Annotated in this window: 14 protein-coding genes; 6 read left to right on the top strand and 8 right to left on the bottom strand. The window is 55.8% G+C overall.

All coding sequences use genetic code 11. The annotated features are described in order from the left end of the window. The first annotated feature begins 89 nt into the window (after positions 1-89). Entirely contained in the window at positions 90-1133 is a 1044-nt protein-coding gene (locus tag IM314_RS09675; RefSeq protein ID WP_028015519.1) for a GMP reductase, read from the top strand. 41 nt (positions 1134-1174) lie between these two features. Here the strand turns inward: IM314_RS09675 and hofC are convergent, their stop codons facing one another. The 4 genes from hofC to nadC all read right to left on the bottom strand — a co-directional run bounded on the left by hofC (position 1175) and on the right by nadC (position 5247). Beyond that, a complete protein-coding gene (gene hofC / locus IM314_RS09680) occupies positions 1175-2359 on the bottom strand; it encodes a protein transport protein HofC (RefSeq protein ID WP_041911240.1) in 1185 nt (394 codons plus the stop codon). Next, on the bottom strand, positions 2349-3731 hold the full coding sequence (gene gspE / locus IM314_RS09685) for a type II secretion system protein GspE (protein WP_193358517.1): 1383 nt from the start codon (positions 3729-3731) through the stop codon (positions 2349-2351). Before gspE ends, hofC begins: the two co-directional genes overlap by 11 nt. A 10-nt stretch (positions 3732-3741) precedes the next feature. Next, positions 3742-4179, bottom strand: a complete 438-nt coding sequence (gene ppdD, locus IM314_RS09690; RefSeq protein ID WP_041911238.1) for a prepilin peptidase-dependent pilin — start codon at positions 4177-4179, stop codon at positions 3742-3744. A gap of 174 nt (positions 4180-4353) precedes the next feature. After that, on the bottom strand, positions 4354-5247 hold the full coding sequence (nadC, locus tag IM314_RS09695; RefSeq protein WP_045259465.1) for a carboxylating nicotinate-nucleotide diphosphorylase: 894 nt from the start codon (positions 5245-5247) through the stop codon (positions 4354-4356). Positions 5248-5334: 87 nt separating this feature from the next. Between nadC and ampD the strand changes: the two genes are divergently transcribed. Continuing rightward, positions 5335-5886 carry a 1,6-anhydro-N-acetylmuramyl-L-alanine amidase AmpD gene (gene ampD, locus IM314_RS09700; RefSeq protein WP_193359400.1) on the top strand — a complete coding sequence of 184 codons (552 nt, stop codon included), beginning with the start codon at positions 5335-5337 and terminating at the stop codon, positions 5884-5886. 9 nt (positions 5887-5895) lie between these two features. Continuing rightward, the gene (gene ampE, locus IM314_RS09705) at positions 5896-6750 is read left to right on the top strand and encodes a beta-lactamase regulator AmpE (protein ID WP_041911235.1); all 855 of its coding nucleotides are present in this window, start codon (positions 5896-5898) and stop codon (positions 6748-6750) included. An 18-nt stretch (positions 6751-6768) separates the two neighbouring features. Here the strand turns inward: ampE and IM314_RS09710 are convergent, their stop codons facing one another. The 4 genes from IM314_RS09710 to IM314_RS09725 all read right to left on the bottom strand — a co-directional run bounded on the left by IM314_RS09710 (position 6769) and on the right by IM314_RS09725 (position 10936). Then, a complete protein-coding gene (locus IM314_RS09710) occupies positions 6769-7719 on the bottom strand; it encodes a family 43 glycosylhydrolase (protein ID WP_041911234.1) in 951 nt (316 codons plus the stop codon). A 10-nt stretch (positions 7720-7729) separates the two neighbouring features. Beyond that, positions 7730-9127 (bottom strand): glycoside-pentoside-hexuronide (GPH):cation symporter, encoded by a 1398-nt coding sequence (locus IM314_RS09715; RefSeq protein ID WP_193358516.1) that lies wholly within the window; start codon positions 9125-9127, stop codon positions 7730-7732. A 164-nt stretch (positions 9128-9291) separates the two neighbouring features. Next, positions 9292-10662: an aromatic amino acid transporter AroP gene (aroP, locus tag IM314_RS09720; RefSeq protein WP_028015528.1), complete on the bottom strand. Its 1371-nt coding sequence runs from the start codon at positions 10660-10662 to the stop codon at positions 9292-9294. A 46-nt stretch (positions 10663-10708) separates the two neighbouring features. After that, entirely contained in the window at positions 10709-10936 is a 228-nt protein-coding gene (locus IM314_RS09725) for a hypothetical protein (protein WP_071993741.1), read from the bottom strand. A gap of 263 nt (positions 10937-11199) precedes the next feature. Between IM314_RS09725 and pdhR the strand changes: the two genes are divergently transcribed. The 3 genes from pdhR (at position 11200) to aceF (ending at position 16664) form a co-directional block, all read left to right on the top strand. Continuing rightward, positions 11200-11964, top strand: coding sequence for a pyruvate dehydrogenase complex transcriptional repressor PdhR (pdhR, locus tag IM314_RS09730; RefSeq protein WP_006173806.1), 765 nt, complete (start codon positions 11200-11202; stop codon positions 11962-11964). A gap of 123 nt (positions 11965-12087) precedes the next feature. After that, complete coding sequence (gene aceE / locus IM314_RS09735; protein ID WP_041911233.1) at positions 12088-14751, top strand: pyruvate dehydrogenase (acetyl-transferring), homodimeric type; 2664 nt, start codon at positions 12088-12090, stop codon at positions 14749-14751. Positions 14752-14765: 14 nt separating this feature from the next. Continuing rightward, positions 14766-16664, top strand: a complete 1899-nt coding sequence (gene aceF, locus IM314_RS09740) for a pyruvate dehydrogenase complex dihydrolipoyllysine-residue acetyltransferase (protein WP_063438133.1) — start codon at positions 14766-14768, stop codon at positions 16662-16664. Positions 16665-16811 lie beyond the last annotated feature (147 nt).

The following is a 16811-nucleotide window of genomic DNA, read 5'->3' on the forward strand; positions in this document are numbered from 1 at the left end:
CAGTCTTGCGGAGCAGGTATTAGTGCGTATGATAGCGTCACTGGAGTTGTGCTTTTAACATATTTGCCTCTAACCCCAGGAATCCGCACATGCGTATCGAAGAAGATCTGAAGTTAGGTTTCAAAGACGTTCTTATCCGCCCTAAACGCTCTACACTGAAAAGTCGCTCAGACGTTGAACTCGAACGTCAATTCACCTTTAAACACTCCGGTCAGACGTGGTCTGGCGTGCCAATCATTGCTGCCAACATGGATACAGTCGGTACCTTTGAGATGGCAACGGCGCTGGCTCAGTTCGATATTCTTACTGCAGTCCACAAGCACTACACTCCTGAAGAGTGGAATGCGTTTGTTGCGTCCGCCTCTGCTGACGTGGTGAAGCACGTGATGGTTTCCACCGGTACTTCCGATGCCGATTTCGAGAAAACCAAACAGATCCTGAATGCCAACCCGGCGCTTAGCTTCGTTTGTATTGATGTGGCGAACGGTTACTCCGAGCACTTCGTGCAGTTCGTCAGCAAGGCGCGCGAAGCCTGGCCGACCAAAACTATCATTGCGGGCAACGTGGTGACCGGTGAAATGTGTGAAGAGCTGATCCTTTCCGGTGCCGACATCGTGAAAGTGGGCATTGGCCCGGGCTCCGTATGCACCACGCGCGTGAAAACCGGTGTGGGTTATCCGCAGCTTTCCGCGGTCATTGAATGTGCCGACGCGGCGCACGGCCTGGGCGGCCAGATCATCAGCGACGGCGGTTGCACCATGCCGGGCGATGTCGCAAAGGCCTTTGGCGGCGGCGCGGACTTCGTGATGCTCGGCGGTATGCTGGCAGGCCACGAAGAGAGCGGCGGCACCGTGGTGGAAGAGAACGGCGAGAAATTCATGCTGTTTTACGGTATGAGCTCTGAATCCGCGATGACCCGCCACGTCGGTGGCGTGGCTAAATACCGTGCGGCAGAAGGCAAAACCGTGAAGCTGCCTCTGCGCGGCCCGGTTGAAAACACCGCGCGCGACATCCTGGGCGGCCTGCGCTCAGCCTGTACCTACGTGGGTGCATCCCGCCTGAAAGAGCTGACGAAACGCACAACGTTTATTCGCGTTCAGGAGCAGGAAAACCGCGTTTTCAATAGCCTGTAATGGCTTTCGCTGGCGCATGCTTGTGCGCCAGCGCTACTGCACTACCCCGCGCTCATCGCATCACCCAGATGGAAAATCGGCAGATACATCGCCACCACCAGCGTGCCGATGATAACCCCCGTAACAACCAGGAGCAGTGGCTCCAGAAGCGCCGCCAGGTTGTCTGCCCGTTGAAAGGTCTGTTCCGTGTGATGGCGAGCAAGGTTTGCCAGCATGACGTCCAGCGAACCTGACATCTCACCGGTTCGTAAAAGCTGAATACAGAGCGGGGTAAACATTGCCGCCTTCTGAAAAGATGACCAGACGGGGAGACCTTTTTCAATGTTCTCGCGTATGCTGCGGAGTATTCCCTGCCAGTACCGGCTTTCAACAGTCTCTTCTGCACTTTCAAGCCCCTGTAAGAATGCAATGCCCGCCTGCTGCGTGAGCGACAGCACGGTGAAGATCTGCCCCAGTTTTTGCCCTTTCGCCAGCGCGCCCATTACGGGAAAACTCAGCAGAATACGCTGCCAGCGAGGATGGTGTCGCAGAGGCCAGGCTGCGGTTACGGGAACAAGCAGCATCGCGAACAGCGCAAGGGCATATGACTGCATAAACGCGGCTATCCCCATAACAATTCGCGTCAGCGCCGGAAGCGGGGTATTAAAGGTTTTGTAGATCGCGGCAAATTCGGGCAAAACCAGGGTGACCATTGCCAGCACGACGAGCACGGCCAGCGTCAGGACGATCGCCGGGTAGCGCAGCGCTTTTTTCACCTTCGCGCTGAGCTGCTGCTGCGCTTTTTGCTGCTCTGCAAGCTCTCGGCAGCACGCTTCAAGCTTCCCCGTTAGCTCTCCGGTTTTCACCATTGAGATATGCAGTGGGCTAAAGACTGCTGGCCACCGTTTGAGCGCCTCAGAAAAAGGACAGCCTTCACTGAGTTCATCGGCAACGTTTTGCAGTAGCCCCCGCCACGGTTCTACTGGATGTTGGTCTGCCAGCATTTGCAGACTATGCGCGAGCGTCAGCCCGGCCTGCAGGAGCGTTGCGAGCTGACGAAACATCTCGTAGCAGTGATGTGGACGCCAGCGGTGCCTTTGAGCGCATCGGGTCAGGGCCAGAGGATGGAGGTCGTTACGCATCAGCCTGGTGAAGGCTGCGTTGCGGTCGGTGGCCCAGAGAACCCCGTTTCGGGGTTCTCCTTCAGCGGAGATTGCTCGCCAGCGCCAGAGTTGATTAGCAGCCATCGGGCATACCCAGAACACGCACTAACTCTTCAAGCGTGGTCATCCCTTGTTCAACGGCCATGCAGCCGTGTTCAAACAGCGAGATGAGTCCAGCCTGTCGGGCGCTGGCTTCAATCACCTCGGTGCCTGCCCCGCTGGCAATAGCCTGGCGCAGGGGATTATCGATCGCAAGTACTTCAAAAATAGCCACTCGCCCGTAAAAACCATGATAACAACGATCGCAGCCTGCAGGCTGCCAGCGAGGAAGTTGCCGCGGCCAAATCGAGCGCGGCAGGTCCGTATGCTCCCCTGTTTTCTGTCGGCAGTGCGGGCAAAGGCGCCGAACCAGCCGCTGGGCAATTACCATCGAGAGCGCGGAAGAGATCATCCAGCGCGCCACGCCCATCTGCTCCAGACGAATGAGGGTTTCCGTCGTCGAGTTGGTGTGCAGCGTCGACAATACAAGATGCCCGGTCTGCGCGGCTTTAATGGCAATTTCTGCCGTTTCACCATCGCGAATTTCCCCGACCATAATGATGTCTGGATCCTGACGGAGCAGCGCTCTCAGTACGTTCTGGAATGTTAAGCCCGCGCGGGGATTAACCTGCGTCTGATTTAACCCCGCAAGCGGGATCTCGATGGGATCCTCCACGCTGCAGATGTTGACGTCAGGGGTGTTACGCGCCTGCAGCGCGCTGTAGAGCGTTACGGTTTTGCCGCTGCCCGTCGGGCCGGTGACCAGAATTAGCCCCTGAGGCTGGTGGAGTACCTCATTAAAACAGGCCAGCTGTTTAGCACTCATGCCAAGCGCGTTCGGTTCCAGCGCCTGCTGAACCTGATGTAGCAAACGCAGCACAATTTTCTCACCGCCGTTGCAGGGAAGCGTGGCGATACGAAACGAGACCGGCTCGTTTGTCAGCTCAATCGTAAACTGACCGTCCTGAGGTAAGCGCCGTTCCGCAATATCCAGATTACCCAGCACTTTTAACCGGGCGCTGAGCATCGTCGCCAGCGCGGCGGAAAGGGGAGGCTGCGGATAAAGTACCCCGTCGATACGTAAGCGGATCTGGCACGCGTGCTCCATTGGTTCGATATGGATGTCAGACGCGCGCTGGTTTACTGCCTGCTGCAGCGTATGGTTGAGGATGTCCACCGCGGAGTGGGGTTGCGAAACGACGGGCAGATGCGATTGCGCGGTTAACTGCCGGTGCTTTTCCATGCGTTCAGCGCTCCAGCATTCGATATCAATCCGCTTCTGGGTCGCGAAGCGCAGGGCCTCCATCAGTTCAGGCGCGGGGGTTCCCACGACGGCGATGCTAATCATGTCGCCGTCGCTGGTGAGCAGCAGGGCATGGTGGCGAAGACAAAGCGCCACGAGTTGATCGGTGTTCATTATCCGCTCCTTAGTTAGTGTCGAAGCGGAAGACGTCTTCGCAGGCCTGCTTAAGCGCGCTGTCAGCACTGATATTGCAGTCACGCGTCCAGCCCGTCATACCGTTGCCGTTGCTCCACTGCGGCGTCATGGTTACCGTCAGCCCGTTCAGGCTCTCCTGGCCTGTTAAGGTCACGATCCCTTTCGCCACGCTCATTCCTGAAACGTAACGCGTCGTGGCAGGAGAGGGAATACCGTTACTGCCGGCATCGCAGCTTTCCACGCCGCCGCGATCGAGCGCGCAAAGCTCAATGGCAGTGCGATAGGGAACGAAAGTTTGCAGCATATCGGTGAGAGCTGCTTTATGCAGGTAGTTCTGATAGGCGGGAACGCCGATGGCGCTCAGAATCGCAATGATGCCAATGACCACCATCAGCTCAATGAGTGTGAATCCTTGTTGTCTGTCCATATCTGCTCCTTATGCAAAGTGGCGCTAGTTTGTCAGCGGGACAGGGCAGAAACGAGGGGCAAAAAAGAGAACGAGAAAGGAGCTTCAGAGAATTCATTCCGTGTTGCAGAGAAGGACAATGGATTTGCGAGCGAGGCTGAAATCCCCCTCTCCGGGCAGAGAGGGGAGCGTGCGTTATTTGAAGCGCATTGAGAGATCGAGGGCGCGAACGTGCTTGGTCAGCGCGCCAACGGAGATGTAATCCACGCCGGTTTCGGCGAACTCACGGATCGTCTCGAAAGTGACGTTTCCGGACACTTCAAGCTGGGCCCGGCCGTTGGTCAGTTTCACCGCCTCGCGCATCTGCTCCGTCTCGAAGTTATCGAGCATGATGATATCGGCCCCGGCCTTGATCGCCTGCTCCAGCTCTTCCAGGCTTTCAACTTCCACCTCAACCGGCACATCCGGATGCAGCCAGAAGGCCTTTTCCACCGCCTGACGCACGGAGCCAGAAGCAATAATGTGGTTCTCTTTAATCAGGAAAGCATCGGATAAGCCCAGACGATGGTTTGCGCCGCCGCCGCAGAGCACCGCGTACTTCAGCGCAGTGCGCAGGCCCGGCAGCGTTTTGCGGGTATCAAGCAGCTGGGTACGGGTGCCGGCCAGCAGGTCAACGTAGCGGCGCACTTCACTGGCGACGCCAGAGAGCGTTTGGACAAAATTGAGCGCGGTACGCTCGCCGGTCAGTAATACGCGGGAAGGACCGTCCAGCTCGAACAGCGGCTGATTGGCGGTCACTGCATCACCATCATCAACGTGCCATGTCACCTGTACATCGTCACCCGCCAGCTGAGTAAAGACCTCTTCAACCCAACGCTTGCCGCAGAAAACGCCCTCCTCACGGGTGATAATGACCGCGTGCGAGCGTGTCTCTTTTGGCAACAATTGTGCGGTAATATCTTTATCGGCGTTAACGTCACCCCCCAGGTCTTCTTTCAACGCATGGGCGACGCTTGCCGGAATATCCATATTAATACGTTCCAGAAGCGCTTCACGTCGGTGGTCGGGGTTGTAGCGGCGAGGCGGCATGATAAAACTCCAAATTGGTAACGAATCATAATATTGAAACATGCTACTCTGAACCGAGTCATTGCACCATACAGAAGGAGTTCCAGCATGTTGTTAGAAAACGGATGGCTGGTGGATGCGCGGCATGTGCCCTCGCCGCACCACGACTGCCGCCCGGAGGATGAAAAGCCCACACTGCTGGTGGTTCATAATATTAGCCTCCCGCCGGGTGAGTTTGGCGGCCCGTGGATCGATGCGTTATTCACGGGAACGATAGATCCCAATGCTCATCCCTTCTTCGCTGAGATTGCGCATCTGCGCGTGTCGGCTCACTGCCTGATTCGCCGTGATGGTGAGGTGGTTCAGTATGTTCCTTTTGATAAGCGCGCCAGGCATGCCGGGGTATCGATGTATCACGGGCGCGAACGGTGCAACGATTTCTCGATTGGGATCGAGCTGGAAGGCACGGACAGTACCCCCTACACCGATGCCCAGTATCAGCAGCTGGTTGCTATTACCCACACGCTTATCGGACTCTACCCGGCAATCGCCGACAATATTACCGGGCACAGCGATATCGCTCCGGCGAGAAAAACCGATCCCGGCCCGGCATTTGACTGGTCGCGGTTTCGCGCCATGCTTGCCGCGTCGTCAGAATAAGGAGATACCATGACGTTGTTTACCATGCTGCTGGTTATCATCGCTGAACGCCTGTTCAAGCTCGGCGAGCACTGGCAACTGGATCACCGGCTGGAGGTGTTATTCCGCCGCATCAAGCACTTTTCCATGCTGCGCACGCTGCTGATGATGGCGGGCGTCATGCTGATTACCTTCCTGCTGCTGCGCTCGCTGTACGGACTCTTTTTCAACGTGCCGCTGCTGGTGGTGTGGATCCTGCTCGGCGTGCTGTGCATTGGTGCGGGCAAGGTGCGTTTGCACTATCACGCCTACCTGAAAGCCGCCTCCCGTGACGATGCCCACGCGCGCGGCGCGATGGCGAGCGAGCTGACGATGATCCACGGCGTGCCGCCGGACTGCGACGAGCGCGAGTTCCTGCGCGAGCTGCAAAACGCGCTGCTGTGGATTAACTTCCGCTACTACCTTGCTCCGCTGTTCTGGTTTGTGGTGGGCGGCCCGTGGGGGCCGGTACTGCTGATGGGCTATTCGTTCCTGCGCGCCTGGCAGACCTGGCTTGCCCGTTATCTGACGCCGCATGAGCGTTTGCTGTCCGGCATTGATGCCATCCTGCACGTGCTCGACTGGCTCCCGGTGCGTCTGGTGGGCGTGGTGTACGCCTTAATTGGCCACGGTGAAAAAGCGCTGCCCGCATGGTTCGCTTCTCTTGGGGACCGCCATACGTCCCAGTACCAGGTGTTGACGCGCCTGGCGCAGTTCTCGCTGGCGCGCGAACCGCATACCGACAAGATCGAAACGCCAAAAGCCGCCGTCTCCATGGCGAAGAAAACCTCGTTTGTGGTGGTGGTGATTGTGGCGCTGCTGACGATTTACGGCACGCTGGTGTAACCCAGCGCGCCGCAGACGCTATAACGTATCCGCAGGCGGGATGCCGAAATCAGGCATCCCGTTTTCGTCCCAGCGGACAAGCTTCAGGCGAGTATGACGGTTCGGATCGTAAAGCGGATCGCCTTCAATTTCGGTGTAATTTCTTGCGTGGTACACCAATACATCTTCCCCTTCCGGCGTTTGCGTAAAGCTGTTGTGGCCAGGCCCGTACTGGCGGTTCTCGTAGCTGGTGACGAAAACCGGGCGAGGGGATTTGTGCCAGTTTGCCGGGTTTTGCGGATCGGCGTTCAGGTCTATCCACAGTAACCCCATGCAGTAGTTCTCATCGGTGGCGCTGGCGGAGTAGCTGATAAACAGCTTATCGCTGTGAACCAGCACCGCCGGACCTTCGTTGACCCAGAAACCACGGCATTCCCAGTCGTATTCTGGCTTGCTGAGCATCACCGGCTCGCCTTTCAGCGTCCACGGGTTCTCCATTTCACACAGATAGAGGTTAGAGTTGCCGGAAATATCCGGGGCTTTTTGCGCCCACAGGTACCAGCGTTTGCCCTGATGAACAAAGGTGGTGGCGTCCAGGGCGAAGGTGTCGAACGGGGTGTTGATTTGCCCTTTCTCGATCCAGGTACCGCTGAGCGGATCGCGGTCCGCACACTCAATCGCAAACATGCGGTGCTGGAACATCCCGAGTGCGTCGAGCGCCTGGGTGTGCGTCGCGGCAAAATAGATGTACCACTTTCCATCAATGTGGTGCAGTTCCGGTGCCCAAATCAGCTGGCTCATCGGGCCGGTCTCGGGTTTGCGCCAGACCACTACCTCTTCAGCGCCTCGTAGTCCTTCCAGCGAGTCCGCGCGGCGGATCGCCAGCCTGTCGTACTGCGGCACGGAGGCAATAAAATAGTACTGTCCCTCATGGCGTAAAATGTACGGGTCGGCGCGTTGTTCGATAAACGGGTTTGGCCAGTTATGCATGCGGCTTTCCTTATTTAGTCTCAGCGGCTTTGAGTTCCTGATAGTCGTTCAGTTCGCGGTAGTTGGTGCGACGCTTTTCCAGATCGGCCTGGATCTGCTTCATGGTTTCGCGGTCCACCTTCAGCAGACGTACCACCCCAGCGGTAATTAAGTATCCAATGCCCGGAATGACGGTAAAGAGCAGCACGATCCCGTTGATGGCGTCCGCGCTTTGCGCTTTTGCGCCCGCGTCATAACCGTACCAGGAGAGCAGGAAGCCGACCATCGCCCCGGCAATCGCCAGGCCCAGTTTCAGGAAGAAGATGTTACCCGAGAAGCTGATCCCGGTGATGCGCTTCCCGGTTTTCCATTCGCCGTAGTCGTCCACGTCGGCCATCAGCGACCAGTGCAGCGGAGACGGGATCTGGTGCAGGATGTTAAGCAGGAAATAGAGCACCACGATGGTAACGGTGGCTTTCGGGTCGAAGAAATAGAAGGCGCAGGAGAATGCCGCCAGCACGATATTGGTCCAGAAGAAGACCTTCAGCTTACACCAGCGGTCGGTCAGCACTTTCGCCAGCACGCTGCCAAGCATCATGCCGACAACGCCCAGGCTGATAAACAGCGTGGCGAAGTGTGTGCTCTGGCCCATCACCCAGGTGACGTAATACATGGTCGCCGCCATGCGGATAAAGCCCGGGCAGACGTTGCACAGCGTCAGCAGCAGAATGCGCACCCACTGATCGTTTTTCCACACGTCTTTCAGGTCGTTTTTCAGTTCGTCGTTGGTTTGCACTGCCGGACGCACGCGCTCGCGCACGGTGGCGAAGCAGCACAGGAACATACAGGTACCAATCAGCGCCAGGACGGTCATCGCCATCTGGTAGCCTTTGGCTTTGTTATCCCCGCCAAACCAGTCGGCCATCGGCAGCAGCGTTAAGGAGAGCAGCAGCGTGGCGATGCCGACCAGCACGAAGCGATACGACTGGCAGGCCACGCGCTCTTTTGGATCGTTGGTGATCACTCCACCTAACGAGCAGTAAGGGATGTTGATGGCCGTATAGGTTAACGAGAGCAGGAAGTAGGTGAAAAACGCATAGATAACTTTGCTGTTATAGCTCCACTCCGGGGTGGTGAACATCAGAATGCTGAACAGCGCGTAGGGGAACGCAATCCACAGCAGCCATGGACGAAACCGGCCATATTTACTGCGGGTACGGTCGGCAATCGCCCCCATGATCGGGTCCGTTACGGCGTCAATCACGCGGACGGACAGCAGCAGCACGCCGACCAGCGCAGGCGCCAGACCAAAAATATCCGTATAGAAATAGTTAACAAACAGCATGATGGCGCCGAAGATGATGTTGCATCCCGCGTCGCCCATCCCATAGCCGATCTTTTCTTTTACTGACAGTTTGTTGTTATCCATCGACAGCTCTCCGGTTTACGGTATGGGGAGAATTATTCGCTGGCAAAGGAATATATGCGTTGCAGTATCAGGGCGGTGATATGGATAAATGTGCTGTTGGCGTGAAAGTGTGAAGAAGGTAACAACGCGCGGCACCCGCAAAAGCAAGTACCGCGGCGAGAGGTTTAGTGCGCCTTCATGGCATTACGGCTTTTCTGGCTGAAGAGATAGCCAACGCCAAGGATCGCAATCCAGACCGGGATCAGGTAGACGGAAATCGCCATGCCCGGCGTGATCAGCATGATCACCAGCACGGCCGCCATAAACAGCAGGCAAATCCAGTTACCCAGCGGATAGAGCAGGGCAGGGAAGCGCGTGGTAACGCCCTGCTGCTGTTTCGCGCGGCGGAACTTCATGTGCGCCAGGCTGATCATCGCCCAGTTGATAACCAGAGCGGAGACTACCAGCGCCATCAGCAGGCCAAACGCCGATTCCGGTGCCATGTAGTTAATCAGCACGCACAGCGCGGTCACGATGGCTGAAACAATGATGGTATTCACCGGCACGCCGCGTTTATCCACGTTGAGCAGCATCTTCGGCGCGTTGCCCTGCTGGGCCAGGCCGAACAGCATACGGCTGTTGCAGTATACGCAGCTGTTGTAAACGGAGAGCGCTGCGGTCAGCACCACGATGTTCAGGGCGTTGGCGACAAAGGTATCGCCCAGCTCGTGGAAGATGAGAACAAACGGGCTGGTGTCAGCGGTCACGCGCGTCCACGGCAGCAGGGAGAGCAGCACGGCCAGTGAGCCCACATAGAAGATCAGAATACGGTAGATAACCTGATTTGTGGCTTTCGGAATGCTTTGCTCCGGGTTATCGGCTTCGGCGGCGGTAATACCCACCAGTTCCAGGCCGCCGAAGGAGAACATGATGATCGCCATCATCATCACCAGACCGGTCATGCCGTGAGGCAGGAAGCCGCCCTGTTCCCAGAGGTTACGCACGGTAGCCTGCGGGCCGCCGTTGCCGCTGAACAGCAGCCAGCCACCGAAGATGATCATCGCCACAACGGCAATGACTTTGATAATGGCAAACCAGAACTCCATCTCGCCGAATACTTTTACGTTGGTCAGGTTAATGGCGTTGATAATCACGAAGAAGGCTGCAGCAGACGCCCAGGTGGGGATCTCTGGGTACCAGAACTGAATGTACTTCCCGACGGCGGTCAGCTCGGCCATAGCAACCAGAACGTACAGCACCCAGTAGTTCCAGCCGGAGGCGAAGCCCGCAAAGCTGCCCCAGTATTTATAGGCAAAGTGGCTGAACGAGCCTGCGACCGGCTCTTCAACGACCATTTCGCCAAGCTGGCGCATGATCAGAAAAGCAATGAAACCCGCAATCGCGTAACCCAAAATAATACCCGGACCGGCTGACTGGATAACGGATGCGCTGCCCAGAAACAGGCCGGTACCAATCGCACCGCCCAGTGCGATGAGCTGTATATGGCGGTTTTTAAGTCCGCGCTTTAGCTGATCGCCGTGCTGTTGAGCTTCCATTTGAAACCTCGTGTGTGGTTGTTATGTTCACGCTGTGCGTGTGTAATTATGAAAGTCCATATTCTGTATTTATTTCTTTACGGTTAAACAAACCGAAAAAAGCGGAGATGACTTCCGTACGCGCCAGAATAGTGGTAAGCGCCTGCGAATGCACCTGCTTTATGAAGGGATGCTGACGACTTGAATAAAAAGAAAGCATTTGTAAATCGGCCCGCTTATTCTTCCTAACCCAACCTATAGAATAGAAATGCTTCTTAAGTGGGCGAATTTTCATTATTTGCCATGTTGAATCGCTTCAGATTGCAAAACCCCTCGTTTCATTATGGTTAAAACTCCCTCTTTGGGAGTAATCAACTCATTTGTGCAAAGTTACATTTCTGAAACGTTATTTCTGTAAGGTTGTTAAAATGTGCAGGGTTTACTGATTTCAATCAAAACCAATATGGACAGAAGGTGAATACTTTGTTACTTTAGCGATACGAACTAGAAATTGGTAAGACCAATTGACTCCGGGCAAAAAGGCGTAAGACAGGGAATATGGCCTACAGCAAAATTCGCCAACCAAAACTATCTGATGTGATTGAGCAGCAGCTGGAGTTTTTAATCCTCGAAGGGACTCTGCGCCCGGGTGAGAAACTTCCGCCAGAACGCGAGCTGGCAAAACAGTTCGACGTTTCACGTCCCTCTCTGCGTGAGGCGATTCAACGCCTCGAAGCAAAGGGCTTGCTGCTTCGTCGCCAGGGCGGCGGAACCTTTGTGCAAAACAGCCTGTGGCAGAGCTTCAGCGATCCGCTGGTAGAACTTCTCTCTGACCACCCAGAATCCCAGTTTGACCTGCTTGAGACCCGTCACGCGCTTGAAGGTATTGCGGCCTATTACGCCGCCCTTCGCAGCACTGATGAAGATCGCGTGCGTATCCGCGAACTGCATCAGGCCATTGAACGGGCACAGCAGTCCGGCGATTTAGACGCCGAGTCCAGCGCCGTTGTCCAGTATCAAATCGCCGTCACCGAAGCGGCACACAACGTGGTGCTCCTCCATCTGCTACGCTGCATGGAGCCGATGCTGGCCCAGAACGTTCGTCAGAATTTTGAATTGTTGTATGCCCGTCGGGAGATGCTCCCGCTGGTAAGCAACCATCGCACCCGAGTATTCGAGGCGATAATGGCCGGGGAGCCGGAGCAGGCGCGCGAAGCGTCGCACCGTCACCTGGCTTTCATTGAGGAAATCTTGCTGGACCGCAGCCGTGAACAATCGCGTCGCGAACGTTCATTACGCCGCATACAGCAACGAAAGGATTAAGCGCCAGGTACTTTTAGAGCGCGGCAACTAAACGCAGAACCTGTCTTATTGTGTTCTTGCCCAAGAGCACAATGGGACAGGTTCCAGACAAATCAACGTATTAGATAGATAAGGAATACCCCCATGTCAGAACGTCTCCAAAATGACGTGGATCCGATCGAAACTCGCGACTGGCTACAGGCGATCGAATCGGTCATCCGTGAAGAAGGTGTTGAGCGCGCTCAGTATCTGATTGATCAGCTGCTTTCTGAAGCTCGCAAAGGCGGCGTGAAGGTTGCTTCAGGTGCAGGGGCTAGCAACTACGTAAACACGATTGCCGTAGAAGACGAACCGGAATACCCGGGCAATCTGGATCTGGAACGTCGTATCCGTTCTGCAATCCGCTGGAACGCCATCATGACCGTTCTGCGCGCGTCCAAGAAAGACCTGGAACTGGGTGGCCACATGGCGTCCTTCCAGTCTTCTGCGACCATTTACGAAGTGTGCTTCAACCACTTCTTCCGTGCAGCGAACGAGAAAGACGGCGGCGATCTGGTGTACTTCCAGGGCCACATCTCTCCGGGCATCTATGCACGTGCATTCCTGGAAGGTCGTCTGACTGAAGAGCAGATGAACAACTTCCGTCAGGAAGTTCACGGTAAAGGTCTGTCTTCTTATCCACACCCTAAACTGATGCCTGAATTCTGGCAGTTCCCGACCGTATCTATGGGTCTGGGCCCAATCGGTGCGATCTACCAGGCTAAATTCCTGAAGTATCTGGAACACCGTGGTCTGAAAGACACTTCTGAACAGACCGTATACGCCTTCCTGGGCGACGGCGAAATGGATGAGCCAGAATCTAAAGGCGCGATCACTATCGCGACCCGTGAAAAGCTGGACAACCTGTGCTTCATCATCAACTGTAACCTGCAGCGTCTGGATGGTCCGGTAACCGGTAACGGCAAGATCATCAACGAACTGGAAGGCATCTTCGCAGGTGCTGGCTGGAACGTGATCAAAGTCATGTGGGGTTCCCGTTGGGACGAACTGCTGCGTAAAGACACCAGCGGTAAACTGATCCAGCTGATGAACGAAACCGTTGACGGTGACTACCAGACCTTCAAATCCAAAGACGGTGCCTACGTGCGTGAGCACTTCTTCGGCAAATATCCAGAAACCGCAGCCCTGGTTGCAGACTGGACTGATGAGCAGATCTGGGCCCTGAACCGCGGTGGTCACGATCCGAAGAAAATCTACGCTGCACTGAAAAAAGCGCGTGAAACCAAAGGTAAAGCGACTGTAATCCTGGCCCACACCATCAAAGGTTACGGCATGGGTGATACCGCAGAAGGTAAAAACATCGCTCACCAGGTTAAGAAAATGAACATGGACGGCGTGCGCTATATCCGCGACCGTTTCAACGTTCCAGTGACCGATGAGCAGGTAGAAAACCTGTCTTACATCACCTTCCCGGAAGGCTCTGAAGAGCACAAGTACCTGCACGAACGTCGTCAGGCGCTGAAAGGCTACCTGCCAGCTCGTCAGCCTAACTTCACCGAGAAGCTGGAACTGCCAGCGCTGGAAGACTTCTCTCAGCTGCTGGAAGAGCAGAACAAAGAGATCTCTACCACTATCGCTTTCGTTCGTGCCCTGAACGTGATGCTGAAGAACAAGTCGATCAAAGATCGCCTGGTGCCAATCATCGCCGACGAAGCGCGTACTTTCGGTATGGAAGGTCTGTTCCGTCAGATCGGTATCTACAGCCCGAACGGCCAGCAGTACACCCCGCAGGACCGTGAGCAGGTTGCATACTACAAAGAAGACGAGAAAGGTCAGATTCTGCAGGAAGGTATCAACGAGCTGGGCGCAGGCGCATCCTGGCTGGCTGCTGCGACTTCATACAGCACCAACAACCTGCCGATGATCCCGTTCTACATCTACTACTCCATGTTCGGGTTCCAGCGTATTGGTGACCTGTGCTGGCAGGCAGGCGACCAGCAGGCTCGCGGCTTCCTGATCGGTGGTACTTCTGGTCGTACGACTCTGAACGGTGAAGGTCTGCAGCACGAAGATGGCCACAGCCACATTCAGTCTCTGACTATCCCTAACTGTATCTCTTACGACCCGTCCTACGCGTACGAAGTTGCTGTCATCATGCATGACGGCCTGCAGCGCATGTACGGTGAAGCGCAAGAGAACATTTACTACTACATCACCACCCTGAACGAAAACTACCACATGCCGGCAATGCCAGCAGGTGCCGAGGAAGGTATCCGTAAAGGTATCTACAAACTCGAAACCATTGAAGGTAGCAAAGGTAAAGTTCAGCTGCTGGGCTCCGGTTCTATCCTGCGTCACGTGCGTGAAGCAGCGCAGATCCTGGCGAAAGACTACGGCGTGGGTTCCGACGTGTACTCTGTGACTTCCTTCACCGAACTGGCGCGTGATGGCCAGGATTGTGAGCGCTGGAACATGCTGCACCCAATGGAAACCCCACGCGTTCCGTACATCGCTCAGGTGATGAACGACGCGCCAGCGGTGGCGTCTACTGACTATATGAAACTGTTCGCTGAGCAGGTTCGTACTTACGTTCCAGCTGATGATTATCGCGTTCTGGGTACTGACGGCTTCGGTCGTTCTGACAGCCGCGAGAACCTGCGTCACCACTTCGAAGTTGATGCTTCTTACGTGGTTGTAGCAGCACTGGGCGAACTGGCTAAACGTGGCGAAATCGATAAGAAAGTGGTTGCGGACGCAATTACCAAATTCAACATCGATGCAGAAAAAGTTAACCCGCGTCTGGCGTAAGAGGTAAAAGAATAATGGCTATCGAAATCAATGTACCGGACATCGGGGCTGATGAAGTTGAAATCACCGAGATCCTGGTCAAAGTGGGCGACAAAGTTGAAGCTGAACAGTCGCTGATCACCGTAGAAGGCGACAAAGCCTCTATGGAAGTCCCGTCTCCTCAGGCTGGCATCGTTAAAGAGATCAAAGTCTCTGTTGGCGATAAAACCGAGACTGGCAAACTGATCATGATTTTCGATTCCGCCGACGGTGCAGCAGCTGCTGCACCTGCGCAGGAAGAGAAGAAAGAAGCCGCTCCGGCCGCCGCTGCTCCAGCAGCTGCCGCGGCAGCGAAAGAAGTGAACGTGCCTGACATCGGCGGTGACGAAGTTGAAGTCACTGAAATCCTGGTGAAAGTGGGCGATACCGTTGCGGCCGAGCAGTCACTGATCACCGTAGAAGGCGACAAAGCCTCTATGGAAGTACCAGCGCCATTCGCCGGTACCGTTAAAGAGATCAAGATCAACACCGGCGATAAAGTGTCTACCGGGTCGCTTATCATGGTCTTCGAAGTGGCGGGTGCTGCACCTGCTGCCGCGCCTGCACAGGCCGCTGCTCCGGCTCCGGCCGCTGCACCAGCCGCTGCTGGCGGTGCGAAAGACGTTAACGTACCGGACATCGGCGGTGACGAAGTTGAAGTCACCGAAGTGATGGTAAAAGTGGGTGACAAAGTTGCCGCTGAACAGTCACTGATCACCGTTGAAGGCGACAAGGCTTCCATGGAAGTGCCTGCGCCGTTCGCCGGTACCGTTAAAGAGATCAAAATCAGCACTGGCGACAAAGTGTCTACCGGCTCCCTGATCATGGTCTTCGAAGTGGAAGGCGCTGCGCCTGCCGCCGCTCCGGCTGCCGCGGCTGCTCCAGCACCGGCTGCTGCACCGGCTCAGGCTGCTAAACCAGCCGCTGCCCCTGCTGCAAAAGCAGAAAAATCAGAGTTCGCTGAAAACGACGCTTACGTCCACGCGACTCCGCTGATTCGTCGCCTGGCGCGCGAATTCGGCGTGAACCTGGCGAAAGTGAAAGGGACCGGCCGTAAGGGTCGTATCCTGCGCGAAGACGTTCAGGCTTACGTGAAAGACGCGGTGAAACGCGCCGAAGCTGCACCTGCGGCAGCCGCTGGCGGCGGTATCCCGGGCATGCTGCCATGGCCGAAAGTGGACTTCAGCAAGTTCGGCGAAATTGAAGAAGTGGAACTGGGCCGCATCCAGAAAATCTCTGGTGCTAACCTGAGCCGTAACTGGGTGATGATCCCGCACGTTACCCACTTCGACAAAACCGATATCACCGATCTGGAAGCGTTCCGTAAACAGCAGAACGCCGAAGCCGAGAAGCGTAAGCTGGACGTGAAATTCACCCCAGTGGTCTTCATCATGAAAGCCGTTGCCGCTGCTCTGGAGCAGATGCCACGCTTCAACAGCTCCCTGTCCGAAGACGGCCAGAAGCTGACGCTGAAGAAATACATCAACATCGGTGTTGCGGTAGATACGCCAAATGGTCTGGTTGTTCCGGTCTTCAAGGACGTGAACAAGAAGAGCATTACCGAGCTGTCTCGTGAACTGACCACCATCTCCAAGAAAGCGCGTGATGGTAAGCTGACTGCCGGCGAAATGCAGGGCGGCTGCTTCACTATCTCCAGCATCGGCGGCCTGGGTACCACCCACTTCGCGCCGATTGTTAACGCGCCGGAAGTGGCTATCCTCGGTGTGTCCAAGTCCGCGATGGAGCCGGTGTGGAATGGCAAAGAGTTCGTGCCGCGTCTGATGATGCCAATCTCTCTGTCCTTCGACCACCGCGTGATCGACGGGGCTGATGGTGCGCGTTTCATCACCATCATCAACAACATGCTGAGCGACATTCGCCGCCTGGTGATGTAATCGAAAAGCCGGCCAGTCGGCCGGCTTTTTTCTGATAATCTCATGGTGTTTATGAGGTTATTGGTGAAAGCGACAATTCGTGAGCCGTTTGTTGTTTCAAAATTGTTAACAATTTTGTAAACTGCGGGCGGATAGAACGACCCGGTG

Origin of the sequence: Enterobacter cloacae complex sp. P42RS (genome assembly GCF_014930595.1) — a bacterium.
GTDB lineage: Bacteria > Pseudomonadota > Gammaproteobacteria > Enterobacterales > Enterobacteriaceae > Enterobacter > Enterobacter bugandensis.

Coding starts and splice junctions, on each gene's coding strand:
- aceE (WP_041911233.1), top strand. CDS start 12,088: ATGTCAGAACGTCTCCAAAATGACGTGGATCCGATCGAAACTCGCGAC.
- aceF (WP_063438133.1), top strand. CDS start 14,766: ATGGCTATCGAAATCAATGTACCGGACATCGGGGCTGATGAAGTTGAA.
- nadC (WP_045259465.1), bottom strand. CDS start 5,247: ATGCCGCCTCGCCGCTACAACCCCGACCACCGACGTGAAGCGCTTCTG.
- ampD (WP_193359400.1), top strand. CDS start 5,335: ATGTTGTTAGAAAACGGATGGCTGGTGGATGCGCGGCATGTGCCCTCG.
- hofC (WP_041911240.1), bottom strand. CDS start 2,359: ATGGCTGCTAATCAACTCTGGCGCTGGCGAGCAATCTCCGCTGAAGGA.
- IM314_RS09715 (WP_193358516.1), bottom strand. CDS start 9,127: ATGGATAACAACAAACTGTCAGTAAAAGAAAAGATCGGCTATGGGATG.
- IM314_RS09710 (WP_041911234.1), bottom strand. CDS start 7,719: ATGCATAACTGGCCAAACCCGTTTATCGAACAACGCGCCGACCCGTAC.
- ampE (WP_041911235.1), top strand. CDS start 5,896: ATGACGTTGTTTACCATGCTGCTGGTTATCATCGCTGAACGCCTGTTC.
- IM314_RS09675 (WP_028015519.1), top strand. CDS start 90: ATGCGTATCGAAGAAGATCTGAAGTTAGGTTTCAAAGACGTTCTTATC.
- pdhR (WP_006173806.1), top strand. CDS start 11,200: ATGGCCTACAGCAAAATTCGCCAACCAAAACTATCTGATGTGATTGAG.
- gspE (WP_193358517.1), bottom strand. CDS start 3,731: ATGAACACCGATCAACTCGTGGCGCTTTGTCTTCGCCACCATGCCCTG.
- IM314_RS09725 (WP_071993741.1), bottom strand. CDS start 10,936: ATGAAAATTCGCCCACTTAAGAAGCATTTCTATTCTATAGGTTGGGTT.
- ppdD (WP_041911238.1), bottom strand. CDS start 4,179: ATGGACAGACAACAAGGATTCACACTCATTGAGCTGATGGTGGTCATT.
- aroP (WP_028015528.1), bottom strand. CDS start 10,662: ATGGAAGCTCAACAGCACGGCGATCAGCTAAAGCGCGGACTTAAAAAC.